This window comes from Streptomyces sp. NPDC046925, assembly GCF_040644915.1.
GTDB lineage: Bacteria > Actinomycetota > Actinomycetes > Streptomycetales > Streptomycetaceae > Streptomyces.
The window spans coordinates 666087-684837 of the sequence record NZ_JBEYWZ010000002.1 but is presented as its reverse complement, the minus strand read 5'-3'; the positions used below and the strand labels follow the sequence as shown (position 1 = coordinate 684837).

The 18751-nt window shown below is 71.0% G+C and carries 17 protein-coding genes and 1 pseudogene; 8 read left to right on the top strand and 10 right to left on the bottom strand.

From position 1 onward, the window contains the following. The first annotated feature begins 38 nt into the window (after positions 1-38). Positions 39-1070, top strand: coding sequence for an EamA family transporter (locus ABZ906_RS09460; protein WP_361379596.1), 1032 nt, complete (start codon positions 39-41; stop codon positions 1068-1070). A 10-nt stretch (positions 1071-1080) separates the two neighbouring features. On the opposite strand, the gene ABZ906_RS09455 is transcribed toward ABZ906_RS09460, so the two are convergent. Further along, positions 1081-1641 (bottom strand): 2'-5' RNA ligase family protein, encoded by a 561-nt coding sequence (locus tag ABZ906_RS09455; protein ID WP_361379593.1) that lies wholly within the window; start codon positions 1639-1641, stop codon positions 1081-1083. A 75-nt stretch (positions 1642-1716) separates the two neighbouring features. Beyond that, complete coding sequence (locus ABZ906_RS09450; protein WP_361182574.1) at positions 1717-2037, bottom strand: cupin; 321 nt, start codon at positions 2035-2037, stop codon at positions 1717-1719. Positions 2038-2268: 231 nt separating this feature from the next. On the opposite strand from ABZ906_RS09450, the gene ABZ906_RS09445 reads away from it, so the two are divergent. Further along, positions 2269-3225, top strand: coding sequence for an endonuclease/exonuclease/phosphatase family protein (locus ABZ906_RS09445; protein ID WP_361381367.1), 957 nt, complete (start codon positions 2269-2271; stop codon positions 3223-3225). On the opposite strand, the gene ABZ906_RS09440 is transcribed toward ABZ906_RS09445, so the two are convergent. Then, positions 3226-4578 carry a sugar ABC transporter substrate-binding protein gene (locus ABZ906_RS09440; RefSeq protein ID WP_361379590.1) on the bottom strand — a complete coding sequence of 451 codons (1353 nt, stop codon included), beginning with the start codon at positions 4576-4578 and terminating at the stop codon, positions 3226-3228. 365 nt (positions 4579-4943) lie between these two features. On the opposite strand from ABZ906_RS09440, the gene ABZ906_RS09435 reads away from it, so the two are divergent. After that, positions 4944-5300: a hypothetical protein gene (locus ABZ906_RS09435; RefSeq protein WP_361379587.1), complete on the top strand. Its 357-nt coding sequence runs from the start codon at positions 4944-4946 to the stop codon at positions 5298-5300. A gap of 19 nt (positions 5301-5319) precedes the next feature. Here ABZ906_RS09435 and ABZ906_RS09430 read toward each other — a convergent pair whose 3' ends face one another. The 4 genes from ABZ906_RS09430 to ABZ906_RS09415 form a co-directional block, all read right to left on the bottom strand. Then, complete coding sequence (locus tag ABZ906_RS09430) at positions 5320-6852, bottom strand: aldehyde dehydrogenase family protein (protein WP_361379584.1); 1533 nt, start codon at positions 6850-6852, stop codon at positions 5320-5322. A 39-nt stretch (positions 6853-6891) separates the two neighbouring features. Then, complete coding sequence (locus ABZ906_RS09425; RefSeq protein WP_361379582.1) at positions 6892-8295, bottom strand: DUF1338 family protein; 1404 nt, start codon at positions 8293-8295, stop codon at positions 6892-6894. A gap of 38 nt (positions 8296-8333) precedes the next feature. Then, on the bottom strand, positions 8334-9461 hold the full coding sequence (locus tag ABZ906_RS09420; protein WP_361381364.1) for an FAD-binding oxidoreductase: 1128 nt from the start codon (positions 9459-9461) through the stop codon (positions 8334-8336). A gap of 260 nt (positions 9462-9721) precedes the next feature. After that, complete coding sequence (locus ABZ906_RS09415) at positions 9722-10894, bottom strand: alanine--tRNA ligase-related protein (RefSeq protein ID WP_361381362.1); 1173 nt, start codon at positions 10892-10894, stop codon at positions 9722-9724. 380 nt (positions 10895-11274) lie between these two features. Here ABZ906_RS09415 and ABZ906_RS09410 point away from each other — a divergent pair, with 380 nt between their 5' ends. Beyond that, positions 11275-12135 (top strand): methyltransferase domain-containing protein, encoded by an 861-nt coding sequence (locus ABZ906_RS09410; RefSeq protein ID WP_361379580.1) that lies wholly within the window; start codon positions 11275-11277, stop codon positions 12133-12135. Here ABZ906_RS09410 and ABZ906_RS09405 read toward each other — a convergent pair. After that, a pseudogene (locus ABZ906_RS09405) lies at positions 12103-12258 on the bottom strand (SAM-dependent methyltransferase); the annotation flags it as partial. The gene ABZ906_RS09410 and the pseudogene ABZ906_RS09405 sit on opposite strands and share 33 nt — an antisense overlap. A gap of 206 nt (positions 12259-12464) precedes the next feature. Here ABZ906_RS09405 and ABZ906_RS09400 point away from each other — a divergent pair. Next, complete coding sequence (locus tag ABZ906_RS09400) at positions 12465-13127, top strand: helix-turn-helix domain-containing protein (protein WP_361379577.1); 663 nt, start codon at positions 12465-12467, stop codon at positions 13125-13127. 104 nt (positions 13128-13231) lie between these two features. Then, positions 13232-15160, top strand: coding sequence for a S9 family peptidase (locus ABZ906_RS09395; protein WP_361379574.1), 1929 nt, complete (start codon positions 13232-13234; stop codon positions 15158-15160). A 234-nt stretch (positions 15161-15394) separates the two neighbouring features. Here the strand turns inward: ABZ906_RS09395 and ABZ906_RS09390 are convergent, their stop codons facing one another. Then, positions 15395-15916 (bottom strand): hypothetical protein, encoded by a 522-nt coding sequence (locus tag ABZ906_RS09390; RefSeq protein WP_361182558.1) that lies wholly within the window; start codon positions 15914-15916, stop codon positions 15395-15397. Positions 15917-16103: 187 nt separating this feature from the next. Between ABZ906_RS09390 and ABZ906_RS09385 the strand changes: the two genes are divergently transcribed. Both ABZ906_RS09385 and ABZ906_RS09380 read left to right on the top strand, forming a co-directional pair. Beyond that, on the top strand, positions 16104-16961 hold the full coding sequence (locus ABZ906_RS09385) for a metalloregulator ArsR/SmtB family transcription factor (RefSeq protein WP_361182556.1): 858 nt from the start codon (positions 16104-16106) through the stop codon (positions 16959-16961). A gap of 80 nt (positions 16962-17041) precedes the next feature. After that, entirely contained in the window at positions 17042-17617 is a 576-nt protein-coding gene (locus ABZ906_RS09380) for a dihydrofolate reductase family protein (protein ID WP_361381359.1), read from the top strand. A gap of 67 nt (positions 17618-17684) precedes the next feature. Here the strand turns inward: ABZ906_RS09380 and ABZ906_RS09375 are convergent, their stop codons facing one another. Further along, entirely contained in the window at positions 17685-18596 is a 912-nt protein-coding gene (locus tag ABZ906_RS09375) for a calcium-binding protein (RefSeq protein ID WP_361379571.1), read from the bottom strand. Between the last annotated feature and the right edge of the window lie 155 nt (positions 18597-18751).

Genomic DNA, 18751 nt, shown 5'->3' with positions numbered 1-18751 from the left:
ATTTCACGCGGCGCGGCCTACTTCCTAGCGTGGTGCGCATGACACCTCCGGCGCACACGCCCGCAGCGCACACCGGTCCAGCCGCACCCCACACGTCCTCCGACCCCGCGTCCTCCGTCCCGGCGTCCTCCGACCCCGCGTCCTCCGTCCCCTCGCACGAATCGCCCGCGTCCACCGCCGCGCCCGCCCTCCTGCGCCATGGCGCGGGCCGCGGCACCCTCACCGGCGTCGGCCTGGTCCTTGCCGGGACGTTGTCCGTCCAGTTCGGGTCCGCCTTCGCCGCGCTGCTCTTCCCCCGCGCGGGCGCCCTCGGCACCGTGGCGCTGCGGGTGACCTTCGCCGCGGTGCTCCTCCTGGTCATCACCAGGCCCCGCCTGCGCGGATACGCGCGCACCGACTGGGCGGTGGCCGCCGGATTCGGCCTGGCGCTCGGCGGCATGAACATCCTCTTCTACCAGGCGATCGACCGGATTCCGCTGGGAGCGGCGGTCACCCTCGAAGTGCTCGGCCCGCTGCTCCTGTCGGTCGCCACCTCGCGCCGCGCCGCCAGCCTCCTGTGGGCCTGTCTCGCGCTGGTCGGCGTCTACCTGCTCGGCCGTGGCGGCTTCGACCAGCTCAATGCCGCGGGCGTGGCCTTCGCCCTGAGCGCCGGGGCGATGTGGGCGGCGTACATCGTGCTCAACGCCCGCGCGGGAGCCCGCTTCCCGCGCCTGGACGGCCTGGCGATCGCGATGGCCGTGGCCGCGCTGGTCAGTCTGCCGTTGGGCATCGGGGCCTCGGGCGCGGCGCTCCTGGAACCGGGGGTGCTGGTGCTCGGCCTGGCCATCGCGGTGCTGAGCTCGGGCGTGCCGTACACCCTGGAGCTGCTCGCGCTGCGCCGGCTGCCCGCGGCGACGTTCGCGGTCCTGACGAGCCTGGCGCCCGCCGTGGCCGCGACGGCGGGCTATCTGATCCTCGACCAGGGTCTTTCGCTGACGCAGTGCGCGGCGATCGCCCTGGTGGTCGCGGCGAGCGCGGGCGCGCTGCGTACGGGTCGGCGCCGAGCCGCGGCGGCCGACGCCGAGGGCTGAGCGGCCAGGGTCAGCGCCGGTGTCCCAGGCGGTAGACGGCGCGGTCATGCCAGCGTGCGCCGTCCCAGACGATGAGATGCACGGCGAGGACGTGACTGCTCAGCGGCAGGAGAGGTGCCAGCTCGGTCTGCAACGCGTCGTAGGCGGCGTCCTGGGTCGCGGGGCCCTCGTTGTTCGCGACCGTCAGATGCGGGGCGAGCGGGTGCTCGAAGATCCCCCGGTAGGGCACGGCATCGGGCCAGCGCCCGGTGAGGTCCTTGGCCAGGGCGGTGACCGGGGCGTGCGGCCACGGATCGAGGTAGAGGACGCCGGGATAGCGGGCGAACTCGGCGAAGGTCAGGGTGAAGGCGTCGTGCCCGGCGAAGAGCGCGGTCAGTTCGCGGTGGGCCGCGGCATCGAGCCTGCTCTCGTGCACGAACGGGTAGAGCACCGTCACATGGGCCGGGAACCCCGCCCGCACCAGTGGGTCGGCCTCGGGAACCTTGATGGTGAGCGCGGTGTCACCGGGTACGTCCGGCCATCCGTCCTGCGCACTCTCGTGTCCGGGGCACTGTTCGTCGGCGTTCGTCACACGTCATGATCGCACCCGGGCCTACGCGCTCCCGCGGCGACCGGCAGGGCCTCGCGGTGCGGTGGGGGTGCCGGCTCAGATGCCGGTGACCGCGGTGAGGATGACCGCCGAGTCGTCCAGGGCGGTCAGGCCGTGCCGCTCGTGCGGGACGGGCGCGAACTCGCCCTCGCCCAGTTCGAGGTCATCGCCGGCCGAGGTGAGCCGGACCCGGCCGCGCAGCACGAACAGCGTCGCGGCGGCGGGCGTCTCGTGTTCACCGAGCTCGTGACCGGTGGTGAGCACGATGAGGCTCTGCCGCAGCGGACCGTCGTGCAGCAGCAACTCGGCGCTGCGCCCGTGCGCGGCGGCGCGCGCCATTTCCAGGTGCTCTCCGACAAGGGCGTAGAGATCGGCCACGGGGGTGTCCCTTCGAAGGAGAGCCGGCGGATGTGCGGGCACGCGTCCCCCAGTGTCCCCGCTGCCGGTGCGCACCGCATCCGGCGGCCGGAACCCGATCACCCGCTGGTGGCGTCCTACCTGGCACGTCGCGCTCCCGGCCGGGGAAGGCGGAGAAGACGGGAGCGTGGAGTGGAGTACGTGCACGGCGGTGCGGCACCGGGGGCGGTGAGCGCGCGGCTGCGACGGTGGCTGCGGTGGGGTGCGGAGGCCACGGGCCGCTCGCCCTGGGCGCGTGGCCGTGTGCTCGCCTCGCTCGCCGTCCTGACCGCCGCCCTGCTGGCGTTCCACTCCGCGGTGCCCAACACCGTGGGCCGTCTCGGCAGTCTCCTGGAGACGTTCCTGCCCTGGCTGGGTCTGGCCGTTCCGCTGCTGCTCGCCCTTGCCCTGCTGCGCCGCTCGGCTCTCGCGCTGGTGGCGCTGCTGCTGCCCGCCGTCGTCTGGGGTTTCCTCTTCGGCGGCCGGGCGGCGGCGGGAGACAGCGGCGACCACGACGTCACGGCGGTCCAGCACAACGTCAGCGACGTGAACGCCGACCCCGCGGGCACCGCGCGAGCCCTGCTCGACGCCGAACCGGATCTCATCGCCCTGGAGGAGCTGACGGCCTCCGCGCTGCCGGAGTACGAGCGGACACTGGCGTCGCGGTACCCCCACCGGGCGGTGCGGGGCACGGTGGGGCTCTGGTCGAAATATCCGCTCACGGGAGTCCGGGCCGTGGACATCCGGCCGCAGGGGGTGGGGGAGGGCTGGAACCGCGGGGTGCGGGCGACGGCGCGTACGCCCCGGGGCGACATCGCGGTGTACGTCGCCCACTTGCCCTCGGTGCGCGTCCAGTGGCACGGCTTCAGTTCCGGACGGCGGGACGAGAGCGCCGGCCTGCTGGGCGCGGCCCTTGCCGCCGAGAAGCTGGACCGGGTGATCCTCCTCGGCGACCTGAACAGCACGGTGGACGACCGCGGCCTCGACCCGGTCACCGGGCGGATGGACTCGGCGGGCGAGGACTTCGCCTTCAGCTGGCCCGCGGCCTTCCCCGTGTCGCGGATCGACCACGTCATGACGCGCGCCGCGACCGTCACCCGCGTGCGGACCCTGCCCGCCACCGGCAGCGACCACCTGCCCGTCGCCGCCGGTATCGACCTCGGCCCCTGATCAGGAGTTCTGCCGCTTCCAGTCGGACTGCGCGGTGTTGAGCTGGTCGGCGAGGTCGTCGAGGAAGTCCTTGGCGCTCGTCTTGCCGAGCATGACCTTCTGGAAGGCGGGTTCGTTGTCGGCCTTGGAGATCGTGTTCCAGTCCGGCAGGTAGTACGGCAGCTGGACGATTGTGGTGTCGGGGGAGTTGAGCGCGTCGGCGGCCAGCCGTGTCGGCTCCGACTTCTTGACCCAGGGGTCCTTGACCGCCTTGTTGTTGGCGGGGATCAGGCCGGCCGACTCGTTGAACTTGGAGCTCGCCTCGTGGGAGGAGGCGAACTCGACGAACTTCCAGGCGGCCTTCTTCTTGGTGCTTGTCTTGAAGATCGACAGGCCGTCGATCGGATTGGACACCTGGACGCGCTTGCCGTCCGCCGTCTTCGGGTTGGGCACCCCGCGGAACTTCTTGGAGCCGAGGGCCTTCACGTGGTCCTGGTAGGAGCCCAGGTTGTGGCTCAGCATGCCGATCTGCCCGCCGTCGTACTGGGCGACCATCTGCGTGAAGTTGTTGTTGAGGTCGGCGGCCGGGGTCGTCTTCTTGTAGAGGGCCGTGTACTTCTCCAGGGCTGCGACGTTCTTCGGGTCGTTGACCGTGGTCTCGGTCTCGTCGGCGTTCCAGAAGGACTTGATGCCGCTCTGCCCGTACATCGCGTCCAGGGCCTGGGCGATGGACCCGACACCGCCGCGGATGGTGTAGCCGAACTGGTTCTTGTCTTTGGCGGTGAGGTGGTCCGCGGCCTCGTAGAACTTGCTCCACGTGGTCGGCGCTTCCACACCGGCGGACTTGAAGAGGTCGGTGCGGTAGTACAGGACGCCGTTGTTGGCGGAGGTCGGGACCATGAGCAACTCCGACGTGCCGCCCGCCGAGGTCGTCGAGGCGAGCATGCTCTTGCTGAGCTCGCCGTCCAGCGGGCTCTCGGCGAGGCGGTCCTGCAGCGGCTCCAGCGCGCCCTGGGCGGCGATCGCGGCGAGCATGGCGGCACCGACGCCGCCGACGTCCGGCAGGCCGCCGCCCTGGATGGAGTTGTCGTACTTCGACTGGGCGTTCTCGGCGGGGATGCCGACGTAATCGACCTTGATGTCGGGGTACTTCTTCTCGAAGTCCTTGATGATCTCCATCCAGATGTCGCGCCGGACGGCCGTGTTGTTGTCCCAGAAGGTGATGGTTCCCTTGCCGGAACCCTCGCTGCCCGCGTCGCCCGCGATACCGGAGCCGTCGTCGCCGCAGGCTGTGGCGGTGATGCCGAGGAGGAGAGACAGGGCTAGGGCTGCGGGGGCCGATCGACGGGGACCCCTGCGGATGCGGGAACTCATGACGGGTTCGCTCTCCTCTGAACTGTGGCTCGGTACGCCGACACACGGCATGCGTACACCGCGTATGGCATACCGCGTCTCGTATATGACATACGAACCGCGGCGGACTCGAAGCTAGGAGGCGGTAGTTGGTTCGTCAACGCATCTGACAAAACTCGCTCCCACGCGTCGGGCCGCGGACGGCCGGTACGGCAGGATGTGGCCAGGAACCGCCATCGAAAAGGGCGTTGGGATGGTTTGCGATCTGCAAGCGGTGATGTTCCGCGGGTTCTGACGGCTGCCGGAGGAGTTCACACGGACGCTCGCTGCCGAGGAGTCCGGCGCCGGTCGCTGTAAGATCCACGCCACATCACCGTGGGGGGATCATGGACGACAGCACAGCTCAGACGCCTGAACCGGCCGCGAGACGACGACCCAACCTCTGGATGGTCCTCTGTCTCGTGCTGGCCGCAGTGGTTCTCGGTCTCGGAGGGTTCCTCACCGGGCGGGCCGCAGCAACGGGCAGCGACGACAAGGGCGGAGAAGACTGCCCCAAGCTGCTGCGAGCCGCCGAGAAGATGCGGGGAGAGATCCTGCGTCTCGAGGTAGCCGAGGACCAGAACGGCGACTGGGTCCTCGCCGTGCGTGCGCGCGCCTACCTCATCACGCAGAATCCCGGCTGCTTCACCGCCGAGTCCCGCGCGAAGGCGCAGGCCACACTCGACCAGTACAAGGACCGGTGAGGCGGCGGCCGTCGGCTGCCTAGAGGAAGCTGACGTTCTGGGACAGGGCGAGGCGGCTCGAGTAGTTGATGGTGTTGGTCGCGGAGCGCATGTACGCGCGCCAGGCGTCCGAGCCGGACTCACGGCCGCCGCCGGTCTCCTTCTCGCCGCCGAACGCCCCTCCGATCTCGGCGCCGGACGTGCCGATGTTGACGTTGGCGATGCCGCAGTCGGAGCCCTCGCAGGACAGGAAGAGCTCGGCCTCCTGCTGGTCGCGGGTGAAGATGCTGGAGGACAGGCCCTGCGGGACGTCATTGTGCAGCGCGATGGCCTCCTCCAGGGAGTCGTAGGTCAGGACGTAGAGGATGGGGGCGAAGGTCTCCCGGCGTACGACGTCGGTCTGTTCGCCGACGCGGACGAGGACCGGCTCGGCGTACGCGGCCTGTGGTGCCGCGTCCGCAAGGCGCCGGTTGCCCCCGGCGAGGATCTTGCCGCCCTGTGCCTGGACGCGGGCCAGCGCGTCCTGCATGCCGTCGAGGGCGGCGGGCGAGATGAGCGGTCCGACCAGGGTGTTCTCGTCGAACGGGTCGCCGACGGGGAGCTTGGTGTAGGCGGCGCTCAGACGCGCGACGAGAGTGTCGGCGATGTCGCGGTGGACGATCAGGCGGCGCAACGTGGTGCAGCGCTGCCCCGCCGTGCCCGCGGCGGCGAAGACGATCCCCTGCACCGCGAGGTCGAGGTCGGCCGACGGCGCGACGACCGCGGCGTTGTTGCCGCCGAGTTCGAGCAGGCTGCGCCCGAAGCGGGCCGCCACGCGCGGTCCGACCTCACGGCCCATGCGGGTGGAGCCGGTGGCGCTGACGAGCGCGACACGCGGGTCGTCGACCAGCATCTCGCCCACCACGCGGTCGCCGAGCAGAAGCCGGTGCACGTCGCGCGGGGCACCGACGTCCCCCGCGGCCCGCGCAAGGAGCCCGTCGCAGGCCAGCGAGATCAGCGGGGTCAGTTCGGACGGCTTCCACACCACGGTGTCGCCGCAGGCCAGCGCCACCGCGGTGTTCCATGACCACACCGCGGCCGGGAAGTTGAACGCGGAGATCACCCCGACCACGCCCAGCGGATGCCAGGTCTCGGCGAGCCGGTGGCCGGGCCGCTCGGAGGCGATGGTGCGGCCGTAGAGCTGGCGCGAGAGACCGACCGCGAAGTCACAGATGTCGATCATCTCCTGGACCTCGCCCAGCGCCTCCGAGCGGATCTTGCCCGCCTCGATGGTGATCAGGTCGGCCAGGTCGCTCTTGTGGTCGCGCAGCAACTCGCCCAGGCGGCGTATGAGTTCGCCCCGGCGCGGGGCGGGGGTGGTGCGCCAGACGAGGAAGGCCTCGCGGGCGGCGGCGACGGCGTCCTCGGTGTCGGCGGCGGTCGCGGCGCTCAGGCCGAACAGGTCCTCGCCGGTGATGGCCGTGCGCGCCCGCAGGCCGTCGCCCTCCGGGACGCTCACGCCGACGCGCCGCAGGTTCGCGCGGGCACGGGTGCGCAGGTCGTCGGTGGTGGGCAGGGCGTTGGTGCCGGTCATGGTGCTCCCTGGGTGAGGTGCGGGCGAGGTGCGGTGGGATCAGCGGCGCGTGCCGTCGAGGCCGAGGTCGAGTCCCAGTTCGCGGCCGACCGCCGCGATCGAGAGGCCCTGCTGGTGCTCGTACAGGGCGTACGGGTCGAGGACCTCGCGGTCGATGGCGCCGGAGAGCCAGTCGCTGTCGTACGCGGTGCCTTCCCGCCCGGCGTGCCGGGAGCCCTCGCCGCTGAGGTTGGACTGGAAGATGCCGGCGGCGGAGCGCGGCAGGAAGTCCTCGTAGACGACGGGCTCGGCCCGCACCCACCCTTGGCTCTCCAATTCGGCGATGCCGGACGGGGGCCGGGTGCCGTCGCGCGGGCGCTCGGGCGCGGCGCGGTAGGTGAAGTAGGCCAGGCCCTGCGCGGCGAGTTCGCGCTCCGTGGCGGGGACGTGCGCGGTCCACAGGGTGCGGGCCAGTTCGGTGCGGTCGGCCGCGGGATGCCGGGCGGCCTCGTCGTCGAGGAGGGAGAGCAGGCGGTCATAGAGCGCGCGGCCCGCGGGCGTGAGGGCGATGCCGCGTGCTTCGACCTCGCCGAACCGCACCCGCAGGGCGCCGCGGGTGATGCTGCCGTCCGGGCGGCGCTGGGCGCGCGGTTCGGCCAGGGCGCGGAAGGACGTCTGGCGCAGCAGCAGGTCGGGGCCCTTCCAGCCGGGCGGGCCCTGGATGGTGTCGATCATCTCGATGCCGCGGTCGGTCATCCGCCGGTAGAGCTCGTCGATGTCCAGGACACGCGGGGTGAGGTGGTTGATGTGGGTGGAGCCGACACCGCCGATGTCCGCGGCGACCGCGGAGACCCGCTCCAGCTCCTCGTACCAGGCCTGGTCGATCGGCTCGGCGGACAACTCGAATGCCTGGACCGCGAGATGGAGGAAGCGCATGGCCTGGGCCTCGGGGAGTTCGCGCTCGGCCTCGGCCCGGTCGGCCAGGTGGAGCAGTTCCGGCGGGAACAGTTCACGCCCGGCGAGGAACGTCTCCAGGCGCGAGCGCAGTCCGGGGTCGAAGAAGCGCGGGTCCGCGGGTGTGAGCAGCGAGGTGAAGACACGGAAGGGATTGCGCGCCAGTTCCTCGGGTGCCACCGGCCGGAACGCCGTCGACACGACGGGGACCGCGCTCGCGGCGGCCTCCCGCAGATCGTAGAAGCCGACCGGGTGCATGCCGAGCGCACCGAAGATACGGGCGACGTCGCGCAGTTCGGCGGGGGTGCCCACGCGGATCGCGCCGTGCCGCTCCGCGGTGACGCGGCCGATGGAGCCGAGCCGTTCGGCGTCGGCGCCCCGCGCGCGCAGGGTGTCCGCGTTGACCTCGTGCGAGACGTCCACGAGCGTGGTGTAGGCGGGGACCTCCCGCCCGTACATCTCCGAGAGCCGTGCGGCGAAGGCGGCCCGCAGCTGCCACTGGCTGATCATGGAAAGTCTGCCTTTCGAACGGTCGGATACGGGAGCGGTCATACGACGTGGGCCTCGGGGCGGGTCGCGGCCCCGGTCAGGAAACGGTCGGCGCTCATCGGCGCGATGTCGACGCACGGTTCGCGCTCCAGATGCAGGTCGCGCATGATCTCGCCGACGGCGGGCGCCTGGAGGAAGCCGTGGCCCGAGAACCCGGTGGCGTACAGGAAATTGGGCAGTTCGCCGGAGCGGCCGATCAGCGCGTTGTGGTCGGGGGTGACCTCGTACAGGCCCGCCCAGCCGCCGGCGGTCGGCATCCGGGCCAGGGCGGGGGCGCGACGGCGTACGACGTCGCGGAACAGGTCGAGCCACTCCGGGGTCCATGTGGTGTCGAAACCGTCGGGCTGGCCTGGGTCGGCGAGGCCGAAGAGCAGCCCGTCGTCGCTGTTGTGGAAGTACGCCGACGAGGTGAAGTCGATGGTGAAGGGAATCCGCGGCGCGGGCGGCGAAAGCCTTTCGGTGAAGGCCAGTTGGCGGCGCACCGGCCGTACGGGAAGACTGACGCCGGCCATGGCGCCGATTCCGGCGGACCAGGCGCCCGCCGTGCAGATCACGGTGGAGCAGGCGACGGTGCCGCGGTCGGTGTGCACGGCCCTGACCCGGTCGCCCGCGGTGTCCATGCCGGTGACGCGGGTGCGGGTGGCGAAGCGGGCCCCCGCGCGTTCGGCCGCAGCCGCGTACCCGTGCACGACCAGGCCGGGGCGGGCGTGCCCGTCGGAGGGTGAGTGGACGGCGGCCACCAGGCCTTCGGTGCTCAGATACGGGCACAGACGCCGGGCCTCGGCGGCGTCGATCATGCGGCTCGGCACGCCCAGGCTGTTCTGCAATCGGACGCTCCCCGCGAATTCCGCTTCCTGCCGCTCCTCGGTGAGCAGGAAGAGATAGCCCACGGTCTCCAGCCGGATGTCGGCGCCGGGCCGGTGCGGGAAGTCCCGGAAGGCGCGCAGACTGCGGTTGCCGAGCTCGATGTTGAGCGGGTCGGAGAAGTGGGCGCGCACCCCGCCGATCGGTTTGCCGGAGCTGCCGCAGGCGAGCTCGCCGCGCTCGACGACGAGGATGTCCCGTACTCCCGCCTCGGCGAGGTGGAAGGCGATGGAGGCGCCCATCACGCCCCCGCCGACGATCACGACGTCGGCGGTCGGCGGGAGCGCGGCGAAGGCGGGGAAGCCGGACGGACGCGGTGCGGGGGCGGGGGCGCTGGACGGACGCGGTGCGGAGGTCAAGGTGCCGCTCCCTTCCGGAGGCGGCGCCCGTGACCGGACGAGCCTGTGACGCGTCGGTTCACGGGCGCGGCACGGGCCGTCGGCAACGGAACGCCGATCAGCTGGCTGCCCGTCATCGTGACGCACCACGACCGCAGGATCCAGGGGGCCCCTCGCGCCGCCCGTCACCCCTGGCGCAAGGTCAGGACCAGGTCGCGCGGCAGGCCGTGGGTGTCGTGGAGATAGTGGAAGTCCTCCTCGTCCAGCGGGCCCCGGAACCGGGGCCTGGCCAGTACCTTCCGGCCCCGCTCCAGGAGCAGCCCGAACCGCCGCTCCTCGTCGAGCAGGACCCGGCGTACATCGTCCGGATCCATGTCCGTGTCCTGGCGGAAATGGCTCAGAGTGTGCTGCACCAACTCGACCGGCAGGTCTCCCAGTTCGCGCGAGGGGTCGTCCCGCCATAGCACGGTCAGCAGCCGCCGTACGAGTCGGCGCAGTACGTAGCCGCGCCCGGTGTTGGCCGGGCGCACCCCGTCGCCGATGACCACCATGGCCGAGCGGAGGTGGTCGCAGACCAGCCGCAGCGACGGCTCGTCCAGCGGCCACAGGGTCGGCACGAGCCGGCGCCAGGGGTCGAAGAGGTCGCAGTCGTAGACCGATGTCCCTCCTTGCAGCAGCGAGGCGAGCCGTTCCAGACCGAGCCCGGTGTCGATGTTGCGCTGGGGGAGCGGCACGAGGGAGCCGTCGTCGAGGCGGCGGTGGCGCATCATCACGTGGTTCCACACCTCCACCCAGCGGTCGTCGCCGGTCGGCGTCGATTCGGGCGGGGTGTCGCCGGTCCACAGGAAGATCTCCGAGTCGGGGCCGCAGGGGCCGGTGGGCCCGTTGTCCCACCAGTTGTCCTCGACGGTGAGTTCCGCCGGCAGCCCGTGCTCCTGCCACAGTTCCAGGGAGGAGGTGTCGGGCCCGACCTGTTCGTCGCCGCCGAAGACGGTGGCGTGCAGCAGGCGAGGGTCGATGCCGAAGCCGTCGGTGAGCAGCCGGTAGCCCCAGTCCAGACTCTGCGGCCCTTCGTAGTCGCCGAGCGACCAGGTGCCGAGCATCTGGAAGACGGTCAGGTGGGTGGGGTCGCCGACCTCCTCCAGGTCCGTGGTGCGCAGACAGCGCTGTACGTTGACCAGCCGCCTGCCGAGCGGATGAGGCTTGCCCTCCAGGTACGGGGTGAGCGGGTGCATGCCCGATGTGGTGAAGAGGACCGGGTCACCGGAGGGCGGCAGCAGCGTCGAGCCGGTGATCCGGCGGTGGCCCCGCTCCTCGAAGTACTCGACGAATCTGCGGACGATGTCCTCGGTGCTCAACCGAGGGGCAGGGGTGGTGGGTCGGGTGTTCACCGGGGTGTTGTTCCGGAGGTTCATGAGGTGGCTCCTTCGCCTATGCGGTCGCATATGCAGCGGGGAGGCACCGGACAACGGGTCCGCACACCGGAGCCGGGGCTCGAACGCCCCGGAAAACGCAGAACACCGGCGGACCGTGTCCGGTCGCCGGTGGAAAGGGAAGTACGTCAGGCGGCGGCAACCGGCGAGCTGGGCGCTCGCGCGGTCGCGGTGGTCATCGAGCCGGTGACGTTCATGCGGCCGACGATAACGCGCGCGTCTCCCCGGGGCATCCGATTTTTCACCGGGGGAGGTGGCCGTCAAGAGCCTCGCCCCGAGGACGATCCCGCGCCTACGTTCCCTCCATGAGACACGCTCACGTCGCCCACCCCTTCGCGGCTGTCGACAGTCAGCCGCGGCCGGGGGATCTCGTCGACACTCTGCGGCGACTGGCCGCCGAGCCGTTCTACGGCGCGTACAAACAGCGATTACGGGAGCTCCTTTACGCCCGTCGCGGCGACTGCTTTCTCGACGTGGGTGCCGGGGCAGGTGACAGCGCCCTGGCCCTGACCGCCGAGTCCGGAGCGAGGGTCGTGGTGGCGGACAGCTCCCTGACCATGGCGGGCACGATGAGGAAGGGCGGGCTCACGCACATCACGGTCGCGGACGGTCACCATCTGCCGTTCCGCGCCTCTTCCTTCGACGGGGCATGGGCGGACCGGGTGCTGCAGCACGTGGCGGACCCGGCGCGGGTACTCGACGAGATGGTCCGCGTGGTCCGCCCCGGCGGCCGGATCGTGCTCGCCGACCCCGACTACGCGACCCAGGTCCTGGACATCGAGGACCAGCAACTCGCCGCCCGGGTGCTGCGCTTCCGTGCCGAGTCCGGCCTGCGCAACGGCACCCTGGCCCATCGCCATCCCGGAATGCTCGCCGCCCGCGGTCTGGCAGACGTCACGGCGGAGGCCAGGACTCTCGTCGTGCGGGATGCCGAGTCCGTCGACAACGTGCTGGGGCTGCGGAGTTGGGCGCATACCGCGGCCACGCGCGGGCACCTCGACTCGAGGGACGCGGACAGGTTCGCGGCCCAGTTCGACCGGGCGGTCCGCACCGGACGCTTCACCTATGCCGTGACCTTCTTCCTGGCCTCGGGAACGCTGCCGACCGCTGGGGCCGATGGGCCGGGATCCTCGGGGGCGGCGGTCCCACGCGGAGATCATCGGTGATGTGGTGAGGTCGAGGCGGCCCGAAGTGACGCTCGCGAGATGCCGGTCGATCTCCTCGTCGGTCGCAAGGCCCGCATCGACCAGCCGGTCGCGCACCTGCCGGACCGTCGCCGCCTCCAGGACGGGGCCGGCGCCGACCACCGCGCGCAGCGCCCGGCGGTGCGTCCCGGCCGACGTCGTGGGGCAGCAGCTCGACGACCCCGCCCGCCGCCTCGGAGGCCGCCCGCCCCGACCCTCGTTCCCGCTTTGCACCTCCGCCTTCTTGCGACTCGTCACTTAGTGACATAGTGTCGTTTGGAGACAGTGGGAGTGAAGGGCGGCACGAAGCCATGGCGACGGAGAAGCGCGGCAGCGGCGGAGGGATGAGCGAGCAGCGGCGCGCGCGGATCCGCCTGGAGATCTCCCGGGAGGCGGCGCGTCTGTTCTGGGACCAGGGAGTGGCCGGCACGAGCGGTGACCAGATCGCCGAGGCCGTGGGCCTGTCCACGCGCACCATCTGGCGGCACTTCCGCAGCAAGGAGAGCTGCGCCGAGCCCGTCGTCATGCAGGGGGTCGTCACCCTGCTGAGCGTGCTGCGCAGCTGGCCCCGGCAGAGCTCCCTGGAGGATCATCTGACCACCGAGCTGACCAGGCTCCGGCACGAGGGGCCGCCCGTCGACCTCGCCGACGAGGCGCTCGCGATGAAGATGATCCGCCTCGCCGACACCGAACCGGCGCTCCGCACGGCGTGGCTGATGGCCTGCGACCAGACCGAACGCGAGATGCGCGTCATCATCGGCGGCCGTCTCGGGAGACCCGCCGGTGACCTGGACGTGCGGATGTACGCCGCGTCCGCCGCCGCGGTCGTACGGGTCCTCGACGAGCACATCGGCACCGCCATCCTCACCGGCGCTGATCTCACGGAGTTCACCGGCATCGCGGCCGTCTCGCGAAGATACGCCCACGGTATCCGCACGGCCACCGGCGGACTCGTCGGTGACCCCGTCGCCTGAGGGCATCCGGACCGAGCCGCACCGCGGCACGGGAAACCGCAGCAAGATCACGGGAACCGCAGCAAGGCGACCCGCATCACGGCGAACCCAGGAGGAGATTCCGTATGTCTGACATTCCGCGCGAGGTCCCGCATCTCGCCGTCGAGGACTTCTTCGGCGCGCCGGTCCGCTCCAACGCGTCGATATCACCCGACGGCACGAGGATCGCCTATCTGGCGCCCTGGCAGGGGCGGTTGAACGTATGGGTGGAGAGCGTCGACGGCGGCGAGGAGGCGCGCTGCGTCACCGCCGACGGCAACCGCAGCGTGCACACGTACCACTGGACCGACGATCCGCGCTGGCTGCTCTACGAGCAGGACGGCGACGGCGACGAGAACTGGCACGTCTACCGGGTCGACCTGGACGACGCCGACGCCGGATCGGATGACCCGGCGGCCGGGACCGTCGACCTCACCCCCTTCCCCGGAGCCACGGTCGCGGGTTTCGAGATGTCCGTCTCCCGGCCGGGCAAGGCACTCCTGCACCTGAACCGCAGGAACCCCGCCGAATTCGACCTCTACGAAGCCGACATCGCCACCGGCGAGCTGACGGTCCTCGCCGAGAACCCGGGCCACGTCGCCGGCTGGCTGCACACGCCCGGCGGTGACCTGTACGCCCAGACCCTGACGGCCGACGGCGACATCGAGCTGGCCCAGTGGGAGATCGGGACGGGCGCGCTGCGCCTGGTCACCACCTTCGACGGCTCCGACCACCCGCTGGGCGTCGAGCCGTTCCAGCTCACCCCCGACGGGACCGGCGTGTGGATCGGCTCCCACCGGGACACCGACCGGACCTGCCTTGCCCGCCTCGACCTGGCCACCGGGGAGCAGACCGAGGTCGACGGTCACCCGGAGTTCGACCTGGACACACGTGCCGTCGTCTTCCCCACCATGCCGTCGCCGCTCATCCGTGACCGCGCCACCGGGGAGCTGATCGGCGCGCGCTACCTCGGTGAGCGGCAGGTGATCCACGCGCTGGACCCGCACTTCGCCGAGGTGCTTGAGAAGTTGGAGAAGCTGTCCGACGGGGATCTCTCCGCGGTGTCGTCCGACGCGAGCGGGCAGCGCTGGGTCGCCCGGTTTACCCACGACCGTGACCCCGGGGCCACCTTCTTCTACGACCACGCCACCGGCGAGAGCCGACTCCTGTTCCGGCCCTTCCCGCATCTGGACCCCGAGGTCCTGGCGCCGATGACGCCGGTCACGATCCGTGCACGCGACGGCCTCGACCTCCCCTCGTACCTGACCCTGCCCGTGGGAGTCGAGCCCGCAGGCCTTCCGCTGGTCCTCCTCGTCCACGGCGGTCCGTGGTCGCGCGACAGCTGGGGCTTCAACCCCGTCGCGCAACTCCTGGCCAACCGCGGCCATGCGGTGCTGCAGGTCAACTTCCGCGGCTCGACCGGCTACGGCAAGGCGTTCCTCAAGGCGGGCATCGGGGAGCTGGCGGGCAAGATGCACGACGACCTCATCGACGCCGTCGACTGGGCCGTCGATCAGGGGTACGCGGACCGGGAGCGTGTCGCGATCTTCGGCGGCTCGTACGGCGGTTACGCCGCGCTGGTCGGGGTCACCTTCACTCCGGACGTCTTCGCCGCCGCCATCGACGCCTTCGGCATCTCGAACCTCGTGACCTATCTGGGCTCGCTGCCGGAGTTCGCGAAACCGCAGCTCGCCAACAACTGGTTCCTCTACGCCGGTGATCCGAGCGTCCCGGAGCAGAAGGCGGACCTCCTCGCGCGCTCGCCCCTCGGCCGGGTGGACCAGATCCGCACACCGCTGATGGTGGTGCAGGGTGCCAACGACGTCCGCGTCGTCAAGGCCGAGTCCGACCAGATCGTCGACGCGCTGCGCGCCCGCGGCGTCGACGTCGAGTACATGGTCAAGGACAACGAGGGCCACGGCTTCGTGAACCCGGAGAACAACATCGACATGTACCGCGCGGCCGACCGTTTCCTCGCCCGCCACCTCGGCGGACGAGCGGACTCCGGTGCGTGACACCCGCACACCGGCACCCTCCCCACACCAGCACGCTCCCCGCACCGGCACGCTCCCCGCACCAGCACCCTCTCCGCACCAGCAGCCCCCCCCCACACCGGGCACTGCGCGACTCCTACCTTTCGAGCAGGGCCGTGGGGGGAGGCTGGGGTGCTTGAGCACCGACGGCATGGCGACGAGCCGAGGGCATATCGCCGACCGCCGGGCACGGCCGCCCCGTGACCCGCGCCGGCCTCAGCTCTGCAGTGAGGACTGCATGTAGCGGCAGCGGTCGAGGGAGCGGCGGCGCATCCACAGGGCCCAGCAGCAGAACGCGATCAGACCGCCCGCGGCGACCAGCGGAAGGATCAGCGAGCCGGTGGCCGCTCCGAGGACGAGCATGCCCACGGCGACCAGGCCCATGGCGCCCAGCCAGAAGGGAAGCAACCGGCGTCCCCGCTCCATCTGCCCCAGGTGCGCGGTGACGAGGCGTCGCATGCTCGCCCGCTCGTCGGGGTCCTTCGGGACCTCGCGGTGCCGGATCTTGCGGTTGAGGTCGGCGACTCCGCGCGCGTCGGTGCCGGCGGCACGGCCGGCCTTGCGACGCTGCACGGCCACGAAGGCGATGGCGATGGCGGCGTAGAGCACGCCCTGGATCACCCAGATCACCGGATGCTCGTCCCTGCGGAACAACGCGGTGATGCCGATGCCCAGCAGGCAGATGAGGACCGCCTGAGCGGCCAGACTGCGATCGAGCCAGCGCTTGAAGGCGCGCACGGCACCTACCTCCTCGGATTCGACGGATACCGCTGTCGCAACCGAATACCCCGCCAACTCTGCTCTATGAGCGGGGTGTTGCCCGAGCGTCCGCCGGTACGAATCCGTCCCGGCGCGGGTGCGTTCCGCTGAGTCCGCCCTGACATATTCCTTGACACGAATATTCTCTGTGCCGAATACTCAACTCATGGACGCACTCCTCTCCGCACTGGCCGACCCGGCACGCTGGCGGCTCGTGAGCCTGCTCGCCGAGCGGCCCCGGTCGGTCGGGGTCCTCGCGCAACTCGCCGAGGCGCGACAGCCGCAGACGACCAAGCATCTGCAGATGCTGGAGCGCGCGGGTGTCGTCACCTCCCGGCGCACGGGCCAACGCCGCGTCTACGCCCTCAGGTCCGCCGCCCTGCGGGACCTGGCCGCCGCGCTCAAGGAACTCGCCGACACCGCCGACCAGGACGGCGGCCCGCGCGCGACCTACGACAGTTACGGGGTCAGCCTTCACGCGGAGCGGCTCGCGGCGCACGAGCCGGGGTGGGCCGACGGCCGCTCGTTCACGTTCCGGCGGTTGTTGGCGGGAGACCCCGAGCTGGTCTGGCGCCACCTGACCGACGCCGACCTGCTCGCCCGCTGGTGGACGCCCGACGACCTCCGTGTCTCCGAGCTCGTCTTCGAGGCGCGAGCGGGCGGACGCATCGTCCATGAGTACCGCGATGCCGAGGACGCCGACGGCTCCGACGCGGTCGCCGGGCGCGCGGCGGGAGTCGTCGACGTCGTACGCCCCGGCGAGCGCCTGGCCTACCGGCTCTCCCCGCAACTTCCCGATGGTGGCGTCGCGTTCACCGCCCACGTCGACCTGGGCCTGAAGCCCGCCGACGGTCGTGGGCGCGGCACGGAACTCGACGCCCACTGGAGGATCACCGACAGCACCGTCGACTCCGCGGACTTCATCGCGGGCATCGAGATCGGCTTCGGCCAGAGCCTCGACAAGCTCGCGGCCGTCGTCGCCACGGACTCGCACGCCACGGACCACACAAGGAGCGCGAAGTGACCGAGCAGAAGCAGAAGCAGAAGCAGAAGCAGCAGAAGCCGAAGCAGGAGCAGCAGGCCGCGGGCCGCCAAGGACGCCGGGTGGTCGCCAACATGAGCCTCTCCCTCGACGGCCGCTATGCCGCGCCCGACAACCCGCAGGACATGAGCTGGGTGATGCCGTACGCCCACAGCGACGTCGCCCGCGACCACCTGACCAGCCTCTGGGAGCCCGCGACGACGGCTTTGCTCGGCCGGGTCAACGCCGAGGGTTTCCTCGGCTTCTGGCCCACCGTCATAGGAATGGAGGGCGCCGACCCGCGTGACGAGGCCTTCGCGAAGTGGCTCGTGGACGCCGACAAGGTGGTTCTCTCCTCCACCCTGGGGGAGTCACCGTGGGAGCGGACGGCCATCGTCGACAAGCCGACGGCCGAGGCGGTCGAGGACTTGAAGGCGACCGACGGCGGCGACATTCTCGTGCTCTCCAGCGCGAGCGTGATCAAGGCGCTGCTGGCAGCCGACCAGGTCGACCGACTGGCGCTGACGGTCTTCCCGCTGTTCCTCGGCGACGGGCCCCGCCTCTTCGAGGACGGCCTGCCCGCGGGGAAGTGGGCGCTCGTCAGCCAGACCGCGGGCGAGCACGGCACGCTGGCCCTCGTCTACGACCGGCTCCACTGAGCAGGCCGACACCCTCGGGGGCACCGCGCGGCTGATCGCTCGGTACCCCCGAGGACGTCATGTGGGGTCAGTCCTGGTGGACGACGTTCGTGCCGGGCCCGCCGGAGAGGGTGTCCGTGCCGGAACCGCCGTAGAGGAAGTCGTCTCCGCTGTTCCCGTAGATCGTGTCGTTGCCGCTGTTGCCGTACAGGGTGTCGTTGCCCTTGCCGCCGTAGAGGAAGTCGTCGCCGGCCGCACCCCGGATCGTGTCGTCGCCGTCGCCGCCCGAGAGGTTCTGCCTCTCGGCGCCGCCCTGGATCACGTCGTTGCCCGCGCCGCCGTCGACGGCGCTGTCCTCGCCTTCCGAGTAGATCGTGTCGTTGTCGTTGCCGCCCAGCGCGATGCTGCCGCCCGCGGCGTGGAGGGTGTCCTTGCCGTCACCGCCGCGCACCACCCCGTGCTCGCCCACGCTGAGGTCGTCGTCGCCCGCGCCTCCGTTGACGGAGTTGCCGTCGACGCCGCCGGAGTGCGTCGCGGTGTCCTTGCCGTCGCCCAGGTCCGCCGAGGCGAAGTAGTAGGTCTGGTCGGTGGCGTTGTCGTAGGCGAAGCTGTCGTCGCCGTCCCCGAGGACCAACTTCAGGGTGGCGTACGGGTCCTGGGTCTCCAGGGTGGCGACCGTGCAGGAGACCTTGGTGCGGTCCGCGCTGTCGGGGTACGAGCAGCCGTCGCCCGCACTGACCGGAACGGCGTCGTCGATCACGTAGGTGATCTCTTCGGAGCCGTCGGATATCGACGCGGCGACGGTCACCTTGTTGGCCTGTCCCGCGGCGGCCGTGTAGAGGATCGCGTGATCACTCGAACTGAACGCGGCGGTCGCCTCCGGTGCCGCGGCAGCGGCGCTGCCCGCCAGGAAGAGCGGAGCGGCCAGCGCCGTACCGAGAGCCAGTGTCACCGCCGACGCGGTACGGAATATCCGGCGGTTGACGAGTGGAGAGGGCATTGCAAAAACCTCCATGAGGCGTACGTGGTACTTGCAACCACAGTGACCTCCGGGGTTATCGATTGGTTGCAATGCGTTTTGTGCGGGGTGCTTTTACGGATCCATTCGCCACCTGTCTCACATCGCTTATGGCCAGGGCTGTTTGGCAGCTCGCC

Excerpts from the sequence above, each read along its gene's own strand:
- ABZ906_RS09460 (WP_361379596.1), top strand. The coding sequence starts at position 39 with ATGACACCTCCGGCGCACACGCCCGCAGCGCACACCGGTCCAGCCGCA.
- ABZ906_RS09440 (WP_361379590.1), bottom strand. The coding sequence starts at position 4,578 with ATGAGTTCCCGCATCCGCAGGGGTCCCCGTCGATCGGCCCCCGCAGCC.
- ABZ906_RS09435 (WP_361379587.1), top strand. The coding sequence starts at position 4,944 with ATGGACGACAGCACAGCTCAGACGCCTGAACCGGCCGCGAGACGACGA.
- ABZ906_RS09430 (WP_361379584.1), bottom strand. The coding sequence starts at position 6,852 with ATGACCGGCACCAACGCCCTGCCCACCACCGACGACCTGCGCACCCGT.
- ABZ906_RS09425 (WP_361379582.1), bottom strand. The coding sequence starts at position 8,295 with ATGATCAGCCAGTGGCAGCTGCGGGCCGCCTTCGCCGCACGGCTCTCG.
- ABZ906_RS09410 (WP_361379580.1), top strand. The coding sequence starts at position 11,275 with ATGAGACACGCTCACGTCGCCCACCCCTTCGCGGCTGTCGACAGTCAG.
- ABZ906_RS09400 (WP_361379577.1), top strand. The coding sequence starts at position 12,465 with ATGGCGACGGAGAAGCGCGGCAGCGGCGGAGGGATGAGCGAGCAGCGG.
- ABZ906_RS09395 (WP_361379574.1), top strand. The coding sequence starts at position 13,232 with ATGTCTGACATTCCGCGCGAGGTCCCGCATCTCGCCGTCGAGGACTTC.
- ABZ906_RS09385 (WP_361182556.1), top strand. The coding sequence starts at position 16,104 with ATGGACGCACTCCTCTCCGCACTGGCCGACCCGGCACGCTGGCGGCTC.
- ABZ906_RS09375 (WP_361379571.1), bottom strand. The coding sequence starts at position 18,596 with ATGCCCTCTCCACTCGTCAACCGCCGGATATTCCGTACCGCGTCGGCG.